Raw genomic sequence first — 19060 nt, 5'->3', positions numbered from 1 at the left:
AGGAGCAATAATTATGAAAAATTTATTTTTAATTTTATCACTTATACTTGTATTTACAGGATGTAGTACAAAAGAGTTTAATGAAGGTGTTGACAGTATAACAAGCGATATTTCAAGACTGTTTGAAGAGGGCAAAGACAAATCTTCTGATTAAAAATAATCATCTTTTAAACAACACTTAGATATAATTCCGAAAAATAATAGGCACGCTCTTTCACTGAGTATCTTTTTAATTTTATTGAATAATAAGCGGCCTATATAGCAGGAATAATCATGGTAAGTGTGAACAATTTAATAATGCGCTATGGAAATAGAGTTCTATTTCAAGACATAAATCTAAAACTAGACCGTCATAAAAGATATGGTCTGATTGGTGCTAATGGTGCCGGAAAAACAACTTTTTTAAAAATCCTTTCTGGTCAGATAGATGAATACGAAGGTGACATCAGTATTGAAAATGGTCTAAAAGTAGGTGTATTAGGGCAAAATCAATTTGCTTTTGAAGACTTTACTATTGCTGATGCTGTTCTTTATGGTAACAAAAGACTATTTGATGCCATCAAAGAAAAAGAAGATCTTTATGCAAATGGTGACTTCGAAGATGATGCAGTAAACAACCGTTTAGCTGAGCTAGAAGTTATCTCTGTTGAAGAAGATCCTACATATGAGTATGATGTTAACATTGCTAAAATACTTGAAAATGTTGGTATTGCAGCAGATAAACATCAAAATCTTATGAGCACACTAGACAGTGCTGATAAATTCAAGGTTCTTCTTGCTCAGGTTTTATATCCTAAGCCGGATGTACTGTTTCTAGATGAGCCTACAAACAACCTTGACATCGAGACTATTAGCTGGCTAGAAGATGAACTTCAGCGTCATGAAGGTACTATGGTTGTTATCTCACACGACAGACACTTTTTAAATGCAGTAGTTACAAATATACTTGATGTTGATTACCAAAAAATCCGCGAATTTACAGGTAATTTTGATGATTGGTATATAGCAGCAAATATTATTGCTCAACAAAATGAACTTAACAACGCTAAAAAAGAAAAAGAAAAAGAACAACTAGAAGCTTTTGTTCGTCGTTTCTCAGCAAATGCATCAAAAGCCAAACAAGCAACTTCTCGTCAAAAACAGCTTGATAAACTTGTTATTGAAGATATAAAGCCTTCATCTCGCCGTGACCCAAGCATTGTTTTTAAAGCAAAAAGAGAGATGGGTGACGAGGCTCTTACCTTAGTCGGTATCAATCACACATATCCTGATGGAAATGAAGTTTTAAAAGATGTAAATTTAAAATTTATTCCGGGTGAAAAAGTTGCACTTATAGGACCAAATGGTGTTGGTAAAACTACCCTGCTTAAAATTATAATGGAAGAGATGAAACCGAGTTCCGGTGAAGTTCATTGGGGTGCTACTATTGAAAACAGCTACTTTCCGCAAGATACGGCAGATATTATCAAGGGAGACGGTACTCTTTATGATTGGTTAAGAGCTTTTGATCCTAAACGCGATATTGCAGAGATTCGTAACTGTCTTGGTCGTATGCTTTTCAGCGGTGAACAGCAAGAAAAATCTGTTGTAAGCATATCAGGTGGTGAAAAACACAGAATGATGCTTTCTAAGATGATGCTTGAGGGTGGAAACTTCTTAATTCTTGATGAGCCTTCGAATCACCTTGACCTTGAAGCTATTGTGGCACTTGGTGAAGCACTTTTAAGCTTTAAAGGAAATGTTATCTGTGTATCTCATGACCGTGAGCTTTTAGATGCATTTGCTAGTAGAATTATTGAAATCCATCCAGATGGAAGCATAACAGACTTTCAAGGCTCTTATGAAGAGTATGCTGAGTCTAAACAAGCAAAATAATATAATTTTTATTAAGGATGTTGATGCAAGATTATAAAAACTTTTTGGGACTAGGAATTGCAGGAAACTTTGCTCTTCATTTAGCTCAAGCTGGTGAACTCGAAGATTTTAAAGATATTATCACTGCAGATGAAGCGGCTCCAAAAGGAATGTTTCCTTTTTATCTTCCAAAGCCGGTAGCCTCTGCCAAAGATATTTTAACTACCTACCCTATTTCAAATACAACTATTAAGCTTCCTCAAACAGATGTAAATGTTCAAGCTGAACCGGAAGTTGGACTTACATGTAGACTTGAATATAAAGATAACAAATTATCAAAAATAATCCCAACTCACTTTGGCGCATACAATGACTGCTCTATCCGCGAGGCAGGTGCAAGCAAGATTAGCGACAAGAAAAATTGGGGTGAAGCTTCTAAAGGCATCAGTGACAACCTAATTGCAATCGATAAATTTAGCGATGGCGGAGTCATGGACAACTACTCTATTTGCAGTTTCTTGCGTCGTGATGGCAAAGTTCACGCTTACGGTGAAGATGTTGAGCTAAGCGGTTACAGCTATTTTTATGAAAAACTAGAAGCATGGATGGTCAATCAAATAAACACACAAAAAGACTTTGGTCCGCTAGAACCTTTGAGTGAATATATATCTACATGTCAATATCCAAAAGAAGCAATTATCAGCATAGGCGCTACAAGATACACTCCATATGGAGAGACTACATTTTTAAAATCCGGCGATGAAGTTGTTATTGTTGTTTACAATGCAAAAAACATCACTTCTGATGATGTTTTAAAAAGTGTTCAAAACAGCTCTTATGACAGAACCAATATGAGTGTATTGGCTCAAAAAGTACTTTAATTATGAAAACCGGTATCTATGAGCATTACAAAGGTAATCGCTATGAAGTCATAGACACCGTAAGACATAGCGAGACAGAAGAGCTTATGGTTTTATACCGAACAATGTACGGTGATGAAAACCTATGGGTCAGACCATACACTATGTTTTTTGAAGAAATCGAAGTAGACGGCAAGATAGTTCCTCGTTTTAAGTACCTAGAAGTCGAAACGACTTCTTCTTGCCAATAGGCAAAGCTTTAGTGACTGAATAAAATCTTGACTTTGTTAAGGTTTTATGAGATTTAATAAGGGAAGATAATGAGTAGAGGTAAAAAACTGGACCTTTTTATAGGTGCTGACATAGATGACGGCTGGGCAGAAATCAAATCTCCGAGAAAAACTACCGTATCAAATGAGATTCTAGAGCCTTCTAAGCATTTTTTAATCTTCAAAAAAGAGAAACGCCGTGGAAAAACAGTGACATTGGTTGGTGAATTTCAGATGCCTATAAATGATTCTACGGCAATACTTAAAACTTTAAAAAAGAAACTTGGTTGTGGTGGGAGTTTTAAAGATGGATGGATGGAATTTCAAGGTGAATTAAAAGATAAAATAAGAGCGCTTCTTGTTTCAGAAGGCTTTAGGTTTAAACACGGCCATTAGGCAATTGCTTCATTTACCTTTTTAGTTGTTTTTTCGGTAGTGTTCAATAATCTGTGTCAGTATCAAGTAATTCCTAAAATTGTATCATAATATTTAATAAAATTACTATTACGGTGCCTATTGATGCCTTAAGCCTTGTGGGTATCATCTAATGCCAAGCTTAGTAAGAACAAATATAACACTATAGTAAGCTAAAATAGTCATCAATATAGCAATAGACAAACTTGGGTAAAAGCTCAATCCCCTTTTAACAAGAATCGGGAAAGCAATAAATAATGTCATCGACGGGACAATCAGCCATACAATAGAGTTTGAAAATTCTACTGCACTACTACTATCATTTGTATCTATATACATCCATATCATTGCCAATATTGACACTAACGGAATAGCAGCCAATATCGCACCTGCTAAACTACTTCTTTTAGCAATTTCAGAAATCAATACAATTAAAAATGTAGTAATTAAGAGCTTTATGATGTAATAAGACAATTTTAGTTTCCTCTATAATTTAGTAAACAAGCCTGAATGATACAGACTTGTTCAGTACTTATTTACCTGTATAATTAGCAGCGATATATCTTCCTGATAGTGTCAAAAAAACATAAAGTTTTTGTTTCTTTTTATCATCTATTTTATTGTTAATAAAAATCACAACCCATTCTTCATTGCCATGAGAAACTTTTTTCTCTGCTGTATCAATATTTGATGATGACCAACTTTTATCAATTACATTTTTTTTGACAAAAGAGTTTACCACATTAAGTGCTTTTTCTTTTGCAACTGTTTTATTTACAGGTGCTTGATAACTATGACCACCATCTGCATCATGAGAATGTCCAGAACCAGCAAATACAGTTGTAGTAGTTAATGCTATTGTCATAATCATTGTCTTAATTAATTTTTTCATATGAGTTCCTTTTTACCCTATTGTTTCATGTTTTGTTGGTGTATGACCACCATCTTTATCGTGAGAGTGACCATGGTCTGAACACCCAACTATAGCAATAAGAAAAAATCCTATTGCTAATACTGTTAATACTTTTTTTGTTTGTATCATTTATCTTTCCTTTTAATAGATACTATCATGAGATGAGTTTTTTAATACTTTAGCTTCTTGCTCTATATGTATATGAGCATGTTCATCTTTATTAAATCCAAACTCTTCCTCGTATGTAGTGTGTAAATATCCATGCAATTGCATCAACAACAACATAAAACCTAAAAACATCAACAGATGATTAGCCACACGGCTTAGTCTCTCAAAAGATGCTCTTTTTCTCCAAATATTTAGTGCAATTAGCATAAATATAAGTGCAAATATTTGTCCAAATTCAACACCTAAATTAAAAGATATGATATTTAGTAACATATCTCCGCTTTGCTCGGCTAATGGTAACTGCTGTAGCCTTGTTGAGAGTCCAAAACCATGAATTAGTCCGAATATTAAAACCATAAGTAATAAATTTGGAGATTTAACACCTAAGTAATTTGGAAATCCTTTATTATTATCAAATGCTTTATATATAACACTAATTGCTATAACAGCATCTATTAAATAGTAGTTTGCAGTTATTTTCATATAAGTAGCAAATATCAAAGTGATACTATGCCCAATAGTAAAAACTGTAACAAACTTTACAATATCTTTAGTAGAAGTAAGAAAAAATACAACACCAAATAAAAAAAGTAAATGGTCATAACCTGACAACATATGGGTGGCACCCAACCAAATATAACGAAGGTTTCCACCCTCAATCATCGCTAATTTATCAGCCTCAGATATGCCATGTGCATAAGCAATACTTTTTAGCATAAAAATAGCGATAAATATAAAAAATATTTTCATTTTTATCCTTTTAATTAACAATTTATAAAATAAGTGAAGTTGAAGATTATGATATTGGAGGACGAAAAAGTGACTCTAAGATTGGATTTGGAACCAAAGAAACAGTTTCTAAATATGTTTGTCTTAAATTTGTTAAGTCATATAAATTTATATTGTGAGTATCTGTAAAAAAATCAACATAATTTATATTGACTTGTGAATGACTATGCTTATGTTGATGATTAGAACCGTTATGAAAATGTTGGTGTTGGTGTTCGTGGATAGAACACTTATGAAAATCATTATGAAAATGGTCTTTATCTATAAAAGATTTTGTTGCATAGGCACTACTACTAAATAAATGAAAAGCAATTAAAATAATTATAAGATACGGTTTCATTATATTTTAATGCCTTTTATTCGGATATTCAATCATCTTTTTTGTTGCAACTCTTAGTAATTGAATTATAACACAAGTTAAAAACTCATCTTCTAACTGCTTTGAGTGAAACAAAGCAGTTAAAGAAATTAAATAAAATTTTATAAGTTCAAAGATTTATCCAATCTTTCCTTAAAATGAATAGAGAGTTGAGACCATATAGTTAAGCTCCTGTTCTTTACGGGCATAGTCCATTTTTTCTGAGCATTTTGAATACCCATATATAGTAATTTTAACAAGCTGTTATCATTTGGAAAAACACTTGTCAACGGCTGAGTTAAATTCAGCAGCTTCTGAGAGTTGTTTAATTAAAGAACCTAAAGTTCCATCTTTACCGCAGATACTCTTGCCAGCTTTTATATCACGAGCAAATTACTCTGCATCTATTTCTATCTTCATCTGTATGTCTTTGGGTATTTTTTATTTTACCCGGTTGACACAGATTTTTAAACGGTCCCTTAAGCAATTGCTTCATTTACCTTTTTAGTTGTTTTTTCACTAATATTTGTTGTTATGTTATAACGATCTCTTCCGCTGTCTTTTGCTTTATACAACATCTCATCCGCACGAGTGATTAGCATCTCTTCATCAAGTGTTTTGTCCGCAATGCAACAGACTACACCAATAGAAATAGTTACAAATTCATTAACCTTAGAGTTTTCATGTTTGATTTCACGCTCTCGAACTGCATCACAAATATTGCGAGCTAACCTTGCACTATTTGTCTCACCTGTTTCTGTTAAAAGAACGCCAAACTCTTCGCCGCCAAGTCTAAATACATAATCCCCCGGTCTCTTTAATGAATCTTTTAAAACTTTTGCAACACTTTTAAGAGCAAAATCCCCTTCTATATGTCCATATGCATCATTATACTGTTTAAAGTAATCAATATCTAACATCATAAAAGTTATGTAGCAATTCATTCTCTTTGCGCGTTTTAATTCTCTGTCATATATAAGGTTAAAATATCTTCTATTGTATAAGCCGGTAAGTGAATCAGTGTATGAAACATTTTCTAGTTTCTTATTTGCTATTCTTAATTTTTTAGTTGTTTCTTCCAATACAGTTTGATCATCTTGTATACTTTTAAATACATAATACGATATAAACATAACACAAAAAATGACCAATAAAAGTATGAAGCCAACTTCAATAAGAAGTGAATCATAAATTTTCAAAAAGGTCTTTCTCTCATGTTTTGCAATACTGATTTCATATGCGATTAATTTATTTATAGTTTGATGTATATTTGAAATTTTTCTTTCAAAATTATTAATTGATAAATCTTTTATATCATAGCCATCTGCTACAGATTTTAAAATTTTTGTAAAATAGTTATTAGTTGATAGTATTTCAGCTGAAGCATACTCTATATATTGAAGTTCATCATATCTTTTAAAATGTGATTCATAATTATTCCAATTTTTATTTATTTTAGCAATAGAACTATTTATCTGTGACTCTACATCATTTATATTTAATTCTGAATTTCTTGCCTTATATATTGTATTTGCTAAACTGCCGTGGTAGGTCTGTAAGATGTCATTAAGCTCTATTACAGGCACAAGAGAGCCAAAATACAGAGAATCTAAATTTTTTTTCATAGACTTAAGATTTATAGCACCCATAATCCCAATAAATATTAGTCCTATGGTAATTATAATAAAAATAAAAAATAGTTTGCTTCTAAGTTTAAGGGCTTCTATGAACTTCAAATAATTCCCTTCAATTAATTTGTTTATATATAAGCAATGTTTATGCCAACATTATGACAAGATAAAAACTTTTTAAATAATAAAAAAAATTATGCTAAAATACAGTGAATCAAACCAATATGCCTCTTAAAAAGAAACATAATAATGAATGACAAATTAGACTACATACGGCAGCTATCTTTTTTTAAATCACTTTCAAATGAAAAATTAGATATTGTTGCTAGCATGTCAAAAATCATTAATTACCCTAAAAACTCTATTTTGTATTATGAAAATGATATACATAATAAAATCTTTTTTTTAGTCTCAGGGTTATTAAAAGTGTATAAAATTGATAAATTTGATAATGAAATATTTTTATACCATATATATAAAAACTCTTTAATATCTGAACTTACAACATTGGATGAGCATTCTATATACTGTTTTTCAAATGCTGAGTTTATGGAAGATAGTATAGTTTTAGAAGTTGACTTTACAGAACTGAAAAATCAGTTTTTATCCAAGAACATACTCAACAATGAGTTTATAAATGAAATCCTTCTAAAAACACAGCAACTACACTGTGTTGTAAACAGAGAGCTTGTATTTGACGCAACAGCAAAAGTTGCTTTTATGCTTAGTGATGATTTGGATATGTTTAACAGACTTAAACGGCATGAAGTATCATTTATGCTGCATATTCAGCCCGAGACTCTCTCTCGTGTTTTAAAAAAATTAAAAAGAAGTTCTATTATTGAAATAAAAAACTCAGAAGTCATCATACTAGATAAAGAATTACTTCATAATATATATAAAGGTTCAGCATCATGAAAAAAATAAATAAAATCAGTACAAAAATTAAACTTATCGGTGCTCTTTTAGTCTTTTTGGTTGTAAGTGTATTGGCTACTACTATATACTTAAATCAGCAAAACATTAAAGATGCTCTTATAATAAACATTGCAGGTAAGCAAAGAATGTTAACTCAAAAAATAGCCAAAAATATATTTTATATTCATTACACATCTAATCAAGATTTCTATGAATTAAATTCGGCTTCTGATGAGTTTATAGAAGGTTTAAATATTTTAAAACATGGTGACCACGATAAAGGAATAGTACCAATATTAAACTATAATATATCTACACAGCTACTTGAAATACGCAAACTTTGGGATGCTTATTATGAAGATGTACAAAACTTTAAACTTCTTACTCAATCCTACGCAGACAGGGATAAAGGAGATGAAATTGTACTTTCAATATATAAAAACAATACAATACTTCTGGATAATGTAGATAAGCTAGTTACAATGTACACAAACAATTCCGAAGACAAAACAAACTTTATTAAAACTGTTCAATACTTAGCCGGAGGCATACTTTGTATAATATTTTTATACTCGATGATGCAACTAAGATCTATTGAATCACATGTCGATTCATTTATGCAATATTCAAAAACTCTTTTAAGCAATAAAAATAGTTCTAAACTAAGTCCAATAAAACTTGAAGCAGAAAGTGAAAGCGAAATTGTCGAAGTTGGAGACACTATAAACTGCTTTGTAGAAAAAATAAACTCCGCTATGGAGCATTCAAATGAAGCACTAAAGCAATCAGAATATGCCTCTTCCAAGCTAGAAGAGTTAACTGATGAATTTGATTCAATCTTAGGTGAACTACAGGACAAATCAATAACTTCAAAACATTTAAACAATAGTGAAGATATTGTTATAGAATCAACAGAAGAATTGATTAATTCAACAAGAAAACTCTCAAATCTTAAAAAAGAATTAGAAAAACTTACAAAAAGTTGTCAAAAACCTAAATCATAATTTTACTAATTATTTAGTTCTACCTTAAAGTGATACGAATGTCTACACTTATAATAAATAAAACCAATCTTAATAATAAAACTTACTTTCTTGACCTGGGTCATATATTTTAAACTCATCAAAGTGATACTATCTCTACTGTTAATGGACACCTTAACAAAAAGAATTATTTTTTAGTCGTAGGTAAAGCGTCTAAATTTTAAAAATTATCAAATAGGAGAAAATATGTCACTTTCGAGAAGAGAATTTCTTAAAAGTTCAGCGGCAGCATCTGCAGCAGCAGCAGTTGGTATGAGTGTACCAACAGAGCTAGAAGCAGCGGCAGGCCAAGCTGAAGGAGACTGGAGATGGGACAAGGCAGCTTGTCGTTTCTGTGGTACAGGTTGTGGTATTATGATGGCTACGAAAAACGGTAAAATCGTGGCTGTTAAGGGAGACCCTGCAGCTCCGGTAAATCGTGGTCTTAACTGTATTAAAGGTTACTTTAATGCTAAGATTATGTACGGTGCAGACAGACTAACTCAACCACTACTTAGAGTTGGTGCTGATGGCAAATTTGACAAAAAAGGTAAATTTGTTCCAGTATCTTGGGAAAGAGCTTATGATGAGATGGAAATTCACATCAAAAAAGCACTTAAATCTGGTGGACCTGAAGCAGTTGGTGTATTCGCCTCTGGGCAGTACACTGTTCAAGAGGGTTATGCAGCTCAAAAGGTTATGAAAGCAGGATTTAGATCAAACGCTATCGATCCAAATGCTCGTCACTGTATGGCATCTGCGGTTGTTGGTTTTTATCAAACATTTGGTGTTGATGAGCCTTCTGGTTGCTATGATGATATCGAGCTGACAGATACAATTGTATCTTGGGGTTCAAATATGGCAGAAATGCACCCAATCCTTTGGTCTCGTGTAACAGACAGAAAACTATCAAATCCTGAGAGAGTAAAAGTTATAAGTATTCAGACTTATACTCACAGAACTTCGGATTTGGCTGATACTGAAATCATCTTCTCACCAAATACTGATACTGCTCTTTGGAATTATATTGCAAGAGAAATCGTAATGAGAGACGAAGCTGAAGGCATTATTGACTGGGATTTTGTTAAAAAACATATGATTTTTGCAGCCGGTCCTGTAAATATCGGTTACGGTATGAGAAGAGCTAATGAAAAATCGATTAAAAACGGTAAATATACTGCTTTAGAGATGGAAATTATCGACAAAGAGATGAAAACAACTGTTTCTAAAAAAGAGGGACCTGCATTAGAGCCTTATGGATACAAAGCTGGTGATACAATGAATCACACTCCTGGTACATTAGGTCACTGGGAAATCTCATTTGAAGATTACAAAAAATCTTTAGAGCCATACGATTTACACTATACAGCAACTATAGTAAAAGGTGATCCGGATGAAAATCTTGAGAGCTTCAAAGAAAAACTTCAAGAGTTAGCTGACTTGTATATTGAAAAAGGTAGAAAAGTAGTATCTTTTTGGACAATGGGTATGAATCAACATACTCGTGGTACTTGGACAAATACACTTGCATACAATGTTCATTTTTTACTAAATAAACAAGCTAAACCTGGTGATGGAGCATTCTCATTAACCGGGCAACCTTCTGCTTGTGGTACAGCTCGTGAAGTTGGTACATTTACACACAGACTTCCAGCTGATATGATGGTTAAAAATCCTAAGCACAGAGCTATAGCTGAGAAGAAATGGATGATCCCTCAAGGAACTCTTAATGGCGTTGGTAAACAGCACATTATGGCATTACACAGAGGAATCGAAGATGGCTTAATCAAGTTTGCATGGGTAAATGTTTGTAATCCATACCAATGTTCTGCATCAGCTTCTCACTGGATTAAAGCGGCTCGTGAAATGGATAACTTTATTGTTACTTCTGATGGATATCCAGGTATATCTGCTAAAGTTTCTGACCTTATCTTACCATCTGCTATGATGTATGAAAAATGGGGAGCTTATGGTAATGCTGAGCGTCGTACACAACACTGGAGACAGCAAGTTCTTCCTGTAGGCGATTCAATGAGTGATACTTGGCAATGGGTTGAGCTTTCAAAGCGTTTTAAAATTTCTGAAGTTTGGGGCGAATATGCACCAAGCGGACCAAGAAAAAAAGCACTTCCAAGTGTACTAAAAAAAGCTTATGCAATGGGTTACAATGCTGATACTACTCTATTTGAAGTATTGTTTGCAAACAAAATTGCTAAAACTTATAAAATTGATGCAAACGATCCTATCCAAGCTGGATACGATAATAGTGAAGCTTCCGGAGATGCGAGACAAGTTGTTGGAACTGACGGTAAAGTGTTTGACGGCTATGGTTTCTTTATCCAAAAATATCTTTGGGAAGAGTATGCTGCGTTTACTCGTGGACATGGTCATGACCTTGCACCGTTTGATGTGTACCATAAAGTTCGTGGTCTTAAATGGCCTGTTGTTGACGGTAAAGAGACAGCATGGAGATTTAATGCTAAGTATGATCCATATGCAGCTAAAGCTACTAAAGAAAGCGGTAACTCACATGCATTCTATGGAACACTTGCAAAAGCTCTACAAAGTGGTACATTAACCGGTAAAGATAAAGATTCTAAGAAAAAATCATTGGCTAACAAAGCGAAAATATTTGCTCGTCCGTATATGGATCCTCCAGAAATGCCGGATGCGGAATATGACATTTGGTTGTCTACCGGTCGTGTTTTAGAGCACTGGCACTCAGGAACAATGACTATGCGTGTACCTGAACTATTTCGTGCTGTTCCAGAAGCACTATGTTACATGCACCCGGCTGACGCAGAAGCTAAAGACCTTAAACAAGGTGGACTTGCATGGGTTGAATCTCGTCGTGGTAAAGTTAAAGCTAGAGTTGAAACTCGTGGTAGGAACAGACCTCCAAGAGGTTTAGTATTTGTACCTTGGTTCGATGAAAAAGTATTTATTAACAAAGTATGTTTAGATGCGACATGTCCAATGTCAAAACAGACAGACTTTAAAAAATGTGCTGTAAAAGTTTACAAAGCATAGCCTATTAAATAAAGGATAAGGAGAGTTTTGCACTTTGCAAGGCAAACCTAATAAAATGAAAAACGAAACAGTAAGTGACAGAAGAAAATTTATTTTAAGAATGGCGAGAGGTGCTGGTATAGCAGCTCTAGGTGGTTTTGTGTGGAGTGCATATGTTGATGAAGTGACGGCTTCACAACTTCTTCTTCGCCCACCGGGAGCTATTAAAGAAGAAGATTTTTTGAAAACATGTATAAAATGCGGGCTTTGTGTTGAAGCCTGTCCATACGACACACTGTTACTTGCAAAACCGGGTGATAACAAACCTCTAGGGACTCCATATTTTATACCTAGAGATATACCTTGTTATATGTGTCCAGATATTCCATGTGTTCCTGTTTGTCCGACAGGAGCACTTGATGAATCTAGTGTTACAACAAATGGAGAACTTGATATCAATATAGCAGATATGGGTCTTGCTGTAGTAGATGATGAGAGTTGTATAGCGTTTTGGGGAATTCAATGTGATGCTTGTTATAGAGCTTGTCCTTTATTGGGTGAAGCGATAACAGTTGAATATGAAAGAAATGAAAGAACAGGTAAACACGCTTTTTTAAAGCCGGTTGTTCACTCTAATGTCTGCACCGGTTGCGGACTGTGTGAAAAGGCTTGTGTTACGGAAAAAGCAGCTATCTTTGTACTTCCAAGAGAAGTTGCAATGGGTAAAGCAGGTAATTACTATATCAAAGGTTGGGATAAACAAGATGAAAAGCGTTTAGAAAATGCTTCGCAAATTAAAACGACAACTGAGATAAGTAAAGAAACTGCTATTGATTCTTTAAATGATGCAGGGGATTTATACTAATGAGAAATCTTTGGAATAATTACCGATACTTATTTTTTAGAAGATTTACCCAGATAGGTTTACTGATTTTGTATTTTGGAGCGAATGCTTGGGGATGGACTATCCTTATGGGTAATCTTAGTTCATCACTTTTTTTAGATGTTGTTCCTTTAAGTGATCCTTTTGCTGCACTGCAAATGCTTTTTGCAGGTGCTGTTTTGAGTTTAGATTTACTTATAGGAGTCTTTATAGTTACTATATTTTATCTACTTATCGGCGGTCGCGCTTTTTGTAGTTGGGTTTGCCCTGTAAATATAGTTACGGATGCAGCAGCACTTTTGAGAAGAAAATTTGGTGTTGATGCTATCTCAAAAAGACAACCGGCTTCGCGTAATATGCGATACTGGGTTTTAGCATTAAGTCTAATATTATCGTTTATGATGGGTGTCACAGCCTTTGAATTTATATCACCAATATCTATGCTTCATAGAGGTATTATATTTGGTTTAGGTTTTGGATGGGCAGCGATGCTTATTATTTTTCTTTTTGACCTATTCGTTTTAAAAAATGGATGGTGTGGACATGTATGTCCGCTTGGTGGGTTTTATTCACTGGTTGGAAAGACTAGTCTTATAAGAGTGCAACATACAGCAGAAAATTGTACTGCATGTATGAAATGTAAAACTGTTTGTCCTGAGCAACAAGTATTACACATGATAGATAAACAGAGCATACCTGTACTTTCGGGTGAGTGTACAAACTGTGCTAGATGTATCGAAGTGTGTGATGATAATGCTCTTAGTTTTTCAATACGAAAACTAGCAAAAAACAAAAAAACGGGAGAGTAAAATGAAAACAATGAGTAAAATAACGATTGGTTTAGTCGCTGCGGCACTACTAATGGTTGGTTGTACTGGTGAAAGTGCTAAAACTTCACCAAAAGCACAAGTAGTAACAGCAGTAAGTGAAGCGTCTTTAGGTCTAAGAAAAACCGACCTTTATACGGAAGATAGTACTACAGCCTCAAAAACTGAGTACAGAACATCGCAGCCTATGGGTAGTGCAAAGATTAAAAGAGCATTTCAAGATGCTCCACCGATGATTCCACATGATACTACCGGTATGTTACCTATCAAGACAGAAGATAACAGATGTGTTAGTTGTCATATGCCTGAGATGGCTGGTGGAATGGGTGCAACGCCGATTCCGGTGTCACACTTTACAGACTTTAGACCTAAGCATAAAGTTGTAAACGGTACATTTCAAAAAGCGGCTGATAACTATAAAAATGAAGTTTCTATCGTACAATATGATGTGCTTCAGGGTTCAAGATTTAACTGTACACTATGTCATGCGCCACAATCTCAAGGTAACCTAGCAGTTGAGAATACTTTTGAACCAACTTTTACTACAGATGATGGTGCAACTAATTCAAGTTGGGCAGGAAGAAGGTTAACTGATTCTTTAGATACAGTTAAAGGTGCTCCAAACTATGTTACTCCAGAAGATGTTGCAAATGCAGATTCTGCAGCCGGCAGTTTAGATCACTAATGCAAAGAAGAGAGCTTTTTAGCTCTCTTGCTTCATCTATTAAAGGTGACAAAAAGCAAGAGAAGGTCTTAAGACCACCATATTTTGGTGATGAATCTCTTTTTCAGAGTGAGTGTAGCAAGTGTGATGCAAAATGCGCCACTGTTTGTGAAGAAGAGATAATTAAAATAGCAGATGACAAAACTCCTTATATAGTTTTTTCAACTAATGGCTGTACTTACTGTGATAAGTGTGCAATTGCGTGTGAGTTTGGGGTATTGAATCTAAAAGATAAAAAGATTTTAAATGCAACTATAACAATTGACAGGCAAAAATGTTTGAGTTGGAACCATACGATGTGTTTTTCTTGTAAAGATCCATGTTTAGACAATGCTATAGACTTTGCTGCAATGTTTATGCCAGTTATAAATGATAAGTGTACGGCTTGCGGATTTTGTATAAGCAGATGTCCTACAGATGCAATAGACATAAAGGTTTTATGATGAGTAAATTTATTTTTTTACTTTTATTATCAGTAATTTATATTCAAGCAAAAGATTTCAAGCAGCCAATTGATAGTTTTATCTCAAGCGGCTTTGTCGTTGATTTAGTTTATAAAGATTCTAAAATTTACAGCGCTACTGATGCCGGCATAGTTGATGTTTTTGATTTTAACAATAAAAAGCTCGTCAAAAAAATCAAACTTCCTAAAATAGAAGATTTTATGGGCGAAGAAGTTGATTCAAAAGTTTATTCGGTTGATGAGCTAGATGGTGTTATTATGATTTTATCTCAATCAAAAAAAGGTTTCAGCAGATTACATATTCATAAAAACAATAAAACTAGCCTGATTATCGATTATATAAAAAATCTAAGTATTATCAAGGCCAAATATTTAAACAAAAACACAGTTATTTTGGCACTTATTAGTAATGAAATAATATCTTATAACATAAACAAAGCCAAACAAAACTATAGGTATCAAGTCTCAGGTGCTAAATTTTCTGACTTTGCTCTAAGTGAAGATAAAACTAAAATTGCAGTTGCTGATGAAAGTGGTGTTGTGCAAATTTATGACACATTAAGCGCCAAGAATATCAAAAAACTAAAAGGACAAAATGTAGACAACATATTTCAAATTGCATATAAAAATGATATCGTTGTAACTGCCGGACAAGATAGAAGAGTTGGAGTTTATTCACTTAAATTTAATTCGGCATATCATATAAAATCTACATTTTTAGTCTATAGTGTTGGCCTATCTCCGAGTGGTAAAATTGCTGCATACTCTAGCAACGAAAACAATAATGTAACTCTGTTCAATACAGCAACTAAGTCAAAAATAGGAGAATACAGCGGCAATAAAATGACGCTATCAAATATAGTCTTTATTAATGATGAGGAGTTTTTAGTCTCTAGCAATAACCAAATCATTAATTTATATAGTGTAAAATAAAAACAACAAAAGGAAGTCGATATGAATATTTCAAGCATAGTAGTTAAAACAGTTCCAAAGTACATAGATGAAGTGGTACAAGCTCTTAAGGATTGTGAAGTATGTGATTATCATATGCATGATAAAGAAGGCAGAGTTATTATTACTATTGAGGGTGAAGGTGTATCTGAAGAACTTGATAAACTTAGAATCATAGAAGCTATACCACATGTAATTACTGCTGATATGCAAATGGCGTACTCTGAAGATGAGTTAGATGCACATATGGAAGTTATTGCCAATGGAGATGCTGTTCCAAAAATGCTAAATGATGACGATGTCAAACTATCAGATATTCAGTACAACGGTGACTTGAAGAAAAAAGATGACCTATCTACATTTACTAAAAAATTTGACAAAACACAGAGATAAATTATGTCAGTAATATTTGAATCAACTATAAAAATGGCTGCGGGCAGTAACGAAGATTGGTATATAGAACTTAAAGACACTGTTGATGACAGAGTTGAGATTTGCGCTGATTTATCAGAGTACTCAAAAAAAGTAGAAGAATTTGGTGCTGATTATGGTGGAAATATCGATGAAGTAAAATGGATGAAAGATGATAATGTTCCTCTTCCTGTAATGGATAGCATTAGATTTGAGATGTCTAAACTTCAAAAAGAAATAGAAGAAGAGACAGGTAAACCACTTGTTAATAAGGAGTCTTAATTGCCGGTAGCACAAGCAATACAAACTGATAAATATCTAGATCCTATTCAAATTAGCGAGCACTTAAAAAATGTAGAGTACATAATTATGGCTGCTCCTGCACCTGATCACTTTAAAGATACGCCTATTCACTTTAGTATATTTTTAAATACATCTGAACAACTTCCAAAAGATATAAAAGATGCCGTGTTTGATAAATTTTTAGATGACAATCAAATAAACAACCCTATAGAAGTTATGAGTCAATTAATGCCGGTTGGGTTTGGCATAAGCAATCAAGACACACCAATGCCTCTTCTCCTTGTAAAACCTGAAGATCAAAGAAGTATCCCGCACAGCATTATGCATGTTATAGATTTTTTAGCTGATTCAGACAACTATATCGAAGCTAAGATAGATAAATTAACAGGCTGGAGCTATAGCTATAACGATTAAGACTTAAAAGAAATACTTTCTATTTCTTTTATAGTCTTTACTATATCTTTTGATAAATTTTCATACCCGTCTTTGGTAACCAATATATTATCTTCAATTCTAATGCCGATACCGCGATATTTTTTAGGCACGGACTTGTCATTTTTATCTATATATAATCCAGGTTCAATCGTTAAGACCATACCTTTATCTAGAGGTATCTCTTTATCATCATAGTTAATGTATGGAGCTGGGTCATGCACATCTAAGCCCATCCAGTGTCCTATTCCGTGTGGATAATATTTCTTATGCTTTTGTTTTTTTATCAGTTTTTTATAATTACCTTTTAGTATGCCGAGTTTAATCATACCTTTTGTCAGGAGTTCTTCTGCTTTTTTCTGAAGGTCACTTCTTTTGACATGTGGTTTTATCATACTAATAATTTCAAGCTGTGTATCTAAGACAAGCTTATATAACTTTTTTTGAGAAGAAGTAAACTTCCCATTTACAGGAATTGTTCTTGTTATATCGCTGGCATAATGTTTATACTCAGATCCAGCATCTATTAAAATAAGCTCTTTGTCTATTAAGGGTTTATTGTTTTTAATATAGTGAAGAGTATTTGCGTTGTTTCCGCCTGCTACAATTGATGTATAAGCATCACTATAGGCACCTTTGCTTTTAAACTCATACTCGATCTGTGCGAGAAGTTCATACTCTTTTTTCCCTATCTTCTTACTCTTCATAACACTGTGATGAGCATCTTTTGTTATAGATATTGCTTTTTTGATAAGGTTTATCTCTGAAGGTGACTTTATAAGTCTCATTTCTTGGATAAAATGAATTATGTTTTTTTGAGTTTTAATAGCTGATGATTGTTTTAAAAATCTTTTTACTCTTTTATCCTTAGAACTTAAATCGCAATATAGGGTTTTTTTACCGACAACATACTTTTCCAGTCTCTTTTGTAAGTCATCGCTCACAAATACTTCATCAACTAAAAATCTTTTTTTTGCCTTTTTTTTACCCATTCTTTTGCCGGTCCATAGCTCTAATTGTGCATCTTTTTTTTGAACAAACAAAACTGTTTTTGTCTCATTTTTTGTTTTTACAAAAACCAATGCAGAATTATCCTCTTTAAACCCTGTAAGATAGTAAAAATTACTATCTTGTCTATATGGGTAATCCGTATCGTTTGAGCGAGTTTTATATGTTGAACTAAATATAATTCCTATAGAGTTTTTAGATAATTTCTTTGCTAAAATATCTCTTCTTTTTTTATACTCTTTTTGAGTAATCATTTACAGACTCCGTTTAACCACTCAATATTTTGCTGTAAAACTATAGATAAGGCACTATTTAAAGCCTCTACTCCACCCTTTGCATCAAGAGTTTTAGATTTGATTTTAGAGCTAAATGTATTTGTAGCAATCACACTGCTTGTCTTAATATCAACCAGTGTTACACTTATAGCTACATTGACATGTGACTCTTTTAAATCATCGCTGAAATACTGCATAAAATCTTCTACTGTAGTCTCTAGAATCCAATTATTTCTACTTCTTGATTTTGAGGTTTGAACATCTTTAAAAAGATTAGAATCCCTAATTACTTTAACCATTTGCTGAGTAACCGAGTGGTTTGGTGATTCCCGCCATAGTGATTCAGAGTAGGAGAAAATTCTGCTACTTGGCTGTGCGTAATCCATTCTAAGTGACATAAGTGCATTGGAGCTAAATGCTTGTGCAACTTTCAGCGATTTATCTTTACACCCATCAACAACATCAATCTCACCTTTGAAGGTATTTGCTTCAATTCTATACTCAGTAATAGGGCTATTTATTGTTGTACATCCTGAGAGCAAAATCATGCCTATTGCAATTAATATATATTTCATATC

Annotated in this window: 24 protein-coding genes and 1 pseudogene; 16 read left to right on the top strand and 9 right to left on the bottom strand. The window is 33.4% G+C overall.

From position 1 onward, the window contains the following. Positions 1 to 13 precede the first annotated feature (13 nt). From OQK60_RS05685 to OQK60_RS05665, 5 genes are all read left to right on the top strand, one after another. A complete protein-coding gene (locus OQK60_RS05685) occupies positions 14 to 154 on the top strand; it encodes a hypothetical protein (protein ID WP_297684986.1) in 141 nt (46 codons plus the stop codon). Positions 155 to 273: 119 nt separating this feature from the next. Further along, positions 274 to 1875 carry an ATP-binding cassette domain-containing protein gene (locus OQK60_RS05680; protein ID WP_297684984.1) on the top strand — a complete coding sequence of 534 codons (1602 nt, stop codon included), beginning with the start codon at positions 274 to 276 and terminating at the stop codon, positions 1873 to 1875. Between the two features lie 23 nt (positions 1876 to 1898). Continuing rightward, positions 1899 to 2735: a DUF5718 family protein gene (locus OQK60_RS05675; protein ID WP_297684982.1), complete on the top strand. Its 837-nt coding sequence runs from the start codon at positions 1899 to 1901 to the stop codon at positions 2733 to 2735. Between the two features lie 2 nt (positions 2736 to 2737). Further along, a complete protein-coding gene (locus OQK60_RS05670) occupies positions 2738 to 2965 on the top strand; it encodes a DUF1653 domain-containing protein (RefSeq protein ID WP_297684980.1) in 228 nt (75 codons plus the stop codon). 69 nt (positions 2966 to 3034) lie between these two features. After that, entirely contained in the window at positions 3035 to 3379 is a 345-nt protein-coding gene (locus OQK60_RS05665) for a translation initiation factor (RefSeq protein WP_297684978.1), read from the top strand. A 144-nt stretch (positions 3380 to 3523) separates the two neighbouring features. On the opposite strand, the gene OQK60_RS05660 is transcribed toward OQK60_RS05665, so the two are convergent. The 7 genes and pseudogenes from OQK60_RS05660 to OQK60_RS05630 form a co-directional block, all read right to left on the bottom strand. Then, the gene (locus tag OQK60_RS05660) at positions 3524 to 3871 is read right to left on the bottom strand and encodes a DUF3147 family protein (protein WP_297684976.1); all 348 of its coding nucleotides are present in this window, start codon (positions 3869 to 3871) and stop codon (positions 3524 to 3526) included. A gap of 58 nt (positions 3872 to 3929) precedes the next feature. Continuing rightward, positions 3930 to 4289: a DUF6488 family protein gene (locus tag OQK60_RS05655; protein ID WP_297684974.1), complete on the bottom strand. Its 360-nt coding sequence runs from the start codon at positions 4287 to 4289 to the stop codon at positions 3930 to 3932. Positions 4290 to 4301: 12 nt separating this feature from the next. Continuing rightward, a complete protein-coding gene (locus OQK60_RS05650; RefSeq protein ID WP_297684972.1) occupies positions 4302 to 4439 on the bottom strand; it encodes a hypothetical protein in 138 nt (45 codons plus the stop codon). Between the two features lie 12 nt (positions 4440 to 4451). Next, entirely contained in the window at positions 4452 to 5228 is a 777-nt protein-coding gene (locus OQK60_RS05645) for a HupE/UreJ family protein (protein WP_297684970.1), read from the bottom strand. A 46-nt stretch (positions 5229 to 5274) separates the two neighbouring features. Beyond that, positions 5275 to 5607: a hypothetical protein gene (locus OQK60_RS05640; protein ID WP_297684968.1), complete on the bottom strand. Its 333-nt coding sequence runs from the start codon at positions 5605 to 5607 to the stop codon at positions 5275 to 5277. Between the two features lie 140 nt (positions 5608 to 5747). After that, positions 5748 to 5903, bottom strand: a pseudogene (locus OQK60_RS05635) (IS256 family transposase); the annotation flags it as partial. A 201-nt stretch (positions 5904 to 6104) separates the two neighbouring features. Further along, complete coding sequence (locus OQK60_RS05630; RefSeq protein WP_297684966.1) at positions 6105 to 7361, bottom strand: diguanylate cyclase; 1257 nt, start codon at positions 7359 to 7361, stop codon at positions 6105 to 6107. A gap of 144 nt (positions 7362 to 7505) precedes the next feature. Here OQK60_RS05630 and OQK60_RS05625 point away from each other — a divergent pair, with 144 nt between their 5' ends. From OQK60_RS05625 to OQK60_RS05575, 11 genes are all read left to right on the top strand, one after another. Further along, entirely contained in the window at positions 7506 to 8174 is a 669-nt protein-coding gene (locus OQK60_RS05625; RefSeq protein WP_297684964.1) for a Crp/Fnr family transcriptional regulator, read from the top strand. Continuing rightward, positions 8171 to 9178 carry a type IV pili methyl-accepting chemotaxis transducer N-terminal domain-containing protein gene (locus OQK60_RS05620; protein ID WP_297684962.1) on the top strand — a complete coding sequence of 336 codons (1008 nt, stop codon included), beginning with the start codon at positions 8171 to 8173 and terminating at the stop codon, positions 9176 to 9178. Before OQK60_RS05625 ends, OQK60_RS05620 begins: the two co-directional genes overlap by 4 nt. 225 nt (positions 9179 to 9403) lie before the next feature. Then, the gene (gene napA, locus OQK60_RS05615; protein WP_297684960.1) at positions 9404 to 12226 is read left to right on the top strand and encodes a nitrate reductase catalytic subunit NapA; all 2823 of its coding nucleotides are present in this window, start codon (positions 9404 to 9406) and stop codon (positions 12224 to 12226) included. Positions 12227 to 12281: 55 nt separating this feature from the next. Further along, positions 12282 to 13070, top strand: coding sequence for a ferredoxin-type protein NapG (gene napG / locus OQK60_RS05610; RefSeq protein ID WP_297684958.1), 789 nt, complete (start codon positions 12282 to 12284; stop codon positions 13068 to 13070). Continuing rightward, the gene (gene napH / locus OQK60_RS05605; protein ID WP_297684956.1) at positions 13070 to 13897 is read left to right on the top strand and encodes a quinol dehydrogenase ferredoxin subunit NapH; all 828 of its coding nucleotides are present in this window, start codon (positions 13070 to 13072) and stop codon (positions 13895 to 13897) included. Before napG ends, napH begins: the two co-directional genes overlap by 1 nt. A gap of 1 nt (position 13898) precedes the next feature. After that, positions 13899 to 14600: a nitrate reductase cytochrome c-type subunit gene (locus OQK60_RS05600; RefSeq protein ID WP_297684954.1), complete on the top strand. Its 702-nt coding sequence runs from the start codon at positions 13899 to 13901 to the stop codon at positions 14598 to 14600. Continuing rightward, positions 14600 to 15082, top strand: a complete 483-nt coding sequence (locus OQK60_RS05595) for a ferredoxin-type protein NapF (protein ID WP_297684953.1) — start codon at positions 14600 to 14602, stop codon at positions 15080 to 15082. The genes OQK60_RS05600 and OQK60_RS05595 overlap by 1 nt, the downstream gene beginning before the upstream one ends. Beyond that, entirely contained in the window at positions 15082 to 16035 is a 954-nt protein-coding gene (locus OQK60_RS05590) for a WD40 repeat domain-containing protein (RefSeq protein ID WP_297684951.1), read from the top strand. The genes OQK60_RS05595 and OQK60_RS05590 overlap by 1 nt, the downstream gene beginning before the upstream one ends. Positions 16036 to 16056: 21 nt before the next feature. After that, on the top strand, positions 16057 to 16446 hold the full coding sequence (locus OQK60_RS05585; RefSeq protein WP_297684949.1) for a chaperone NapD: 390 nt from the start codon (positions 16057 to 16059) through the stop codon (positions 16444 to 16446). 3 nt (positions 16447 to 16449) lie between these two features. Then, positions 16450 to 16746 carry a hypothetical protein gene (locus OQK60_RS05580; RefSeq protein ID WP_297684947.1) on the top strand — a complete coding sequence of 99 codons (297 nt, stop codon included), beginning with the start codon at positions 16450 to 16452 and terminating at the stop codon, positions 16744 to 16746. Continuing rightward, a complete protein-coding gene (locus tag OQK60_RS05575) occupies positions 16747 to 17181 on the top strand; it encodes a hypothetical protein (protein ID WP_297684944.1) in 435 nt (144 codons plus the stop codon). Here the strand turns inward: OQK60_RS05575 and OQK60_RS05570 are convergent. After that, a complete protein-coding gene (locus OQK60_RS05570; RefSeq protein WP_297684942.1) occupies positions 17178 to 18461 on the bottom strand; it encodes an aminopeptidase P N-terminal domain-containing protein in 1284 nt (427 codons plus the stop codon). The genes OQK60_RS05575 and OQK60_RS05570 overlap by 4 nt on opposite strands. Further along, a complete protein-coding gene (locus tag OQK60_RS05565) occupies positions 18458 to 19057 on the bottom strand; it encodes an ABC-type transport auxiliary lipoprotein family protein (RefSeq protein WP_297684940.1) in 600 nt (199 codons plus the stop codon). Before OQK60_RS05565 ends, OQK60_RS05570 begins: the two co-directional genes overlap by 4 nt. Positions 19058 to 19060: the final 3 nt, after the last annotated feature.

The sequence above is a fragment of the Sulfurimonas sp. genome, assembly GCF_026196735.1.
GTDB lineage: Bacteria > Campylobacterota > Campylobacteria > Campylobacterales > Sulfurimonadaceae > Sulfurimonas.
Note: the sequence above shows the minus strand (reverse complement) of the source record. Positions and strands in the feature narration are given on the sequence as shown.

Coding starts and splice junctions, on each gene's coding strand:
- OQK60_RS05580 (WP_297684947.1), top strand. CDS start 16,450: ATGTCAGTAATATTTGAATCAACTATAAAAATGGCTGCGGGCAGTAAC.
- napH (WP_297684956.1), top strand. CDS start 13,070: ATGAGAAATCTTTGGAATAATTACCGATACTTATTTTTTAGAAGATTT.
- OQK60_RS05590 (WP_297684951.1), top strand. CDS start 15,082: ATGAGTAAATTTATTTTTTTACTTTTATTATCAGTAATTTATATTCAA.
- OQK60_RS05565 (WP_297684940.1), bottom strand. CDS start 19,057: ATGAAATATATATTAATTGCAATAGGCATGATTTTGCTCTCAGGATGT.
- OQK60_RS05585 (WP_297684949.1), top strand. CDS start 16,057: ATGAATATTTCAAGCATAGTAGTTAAAACAGTTCCAAAGTACATAGAT.
- OQK60_RS05600 (WP_297684954.1), top strand. CDS start 13,899: ATGAAAACAATGAGTAAAATAACGATTGGTTTAGTCGCTGCGGCACTA.
- OQK60_RS05640 (WP_297684968.1), bottom strand. CDS start 5,607: ATGAAACCGTATCTTATAATTATTTTAATTGCTTTTCATTTATTTAGT.
- OQK60_RS05685 (WP_297684986.1), top strand. CDS start 14: ATGAAAAATTTATTTTTAATTTTATCACTTATACTTGTATTTACAGGA.
- OQK60_RS05595 (WP_297684953.1), top strand. CDS start 14,600: ATGCAAAGAAGAGAGCTTTTTAGCTCTCTTGCTTCATCTATTAAAGGT.
- OQK60_RS05650 (WP_297684972.1), bottom strand. CDS start 4,439: ATGATACAAACAAAAAAAGTATTAACAGTATTAGCAATAGGATTTTTT.
- OQK60_RS05680 (WP_297684984.1), top strand. CDS start 274: ATGGTAAGTGTGAACAATTTAATAATGCGCTATGGAAATAGAGTTCTA.
- OQK60_RS05645 (WP_297684970.1), bottom strand. CDS start 5,228: ATGAAAATATTTTTTATATTTATCGCTATTTTTATGCTAAAAAGTATT.
- OQK60_RS05655 (WP_297684974.1), bottom strand. CDS start 4,289: ATGAAAAAATTAATTAAGACAATGATTATGACAATAGCATTAACTACT.
- OQK60_RS05620 (WP_297684962.1), top strand. CDS start 8,171: ATGAAAAAAATAAATAAAATCAGTACAAAAATTAAACTTATCGGTGCT.
- OQK60_RS05670 (WP_297684980.1), top strand. CDS start 2,738: ATGAAAACCGGTATCTATGAGCATTACAAAGGTAATCGCTATGAAGTC.
- OQK60_RS05570 (WP_297684942.1), bottom strand. CDS start 18,461: ATGATTACTCAAAAAGAGTATAAAAAAAGAAGAGATATTTTAGCAAAG.
- napA (WP_297684960.1), top strand. CDS start 9,404: ATGTCACTTTCGAGAAGAGAATTTCTTAAAAGTTCAGCGGCAGCATCT.
- napG (WP_297684958.1), top strand. CDS start 12,282: ATGAAAAACGAAACAGTAAGTGACAGAAGAAAATTTATTTTAAGAATG.
- OQK60_RS05625 (WP_297684964.1), top strand. CDS start 7,506: ATGAATGACAAATTAGACTACATACGGCAGCTATCTTTTTTTAAATCA.
- OQK60_RS05665 (WP_297684978.1), top strand. CDS start 3,035: ATGAGTAGAGGTAAAAAACTGGACCTTTTTATAGGTGCTGACATAGAT.
- OQK60_RS05675 (WP_297684982.1), top strand. CDS start 1,899: ATGCAAGATTATAAAAACTTTTTGGGACTAGGAATTGCAGGAAACTTT.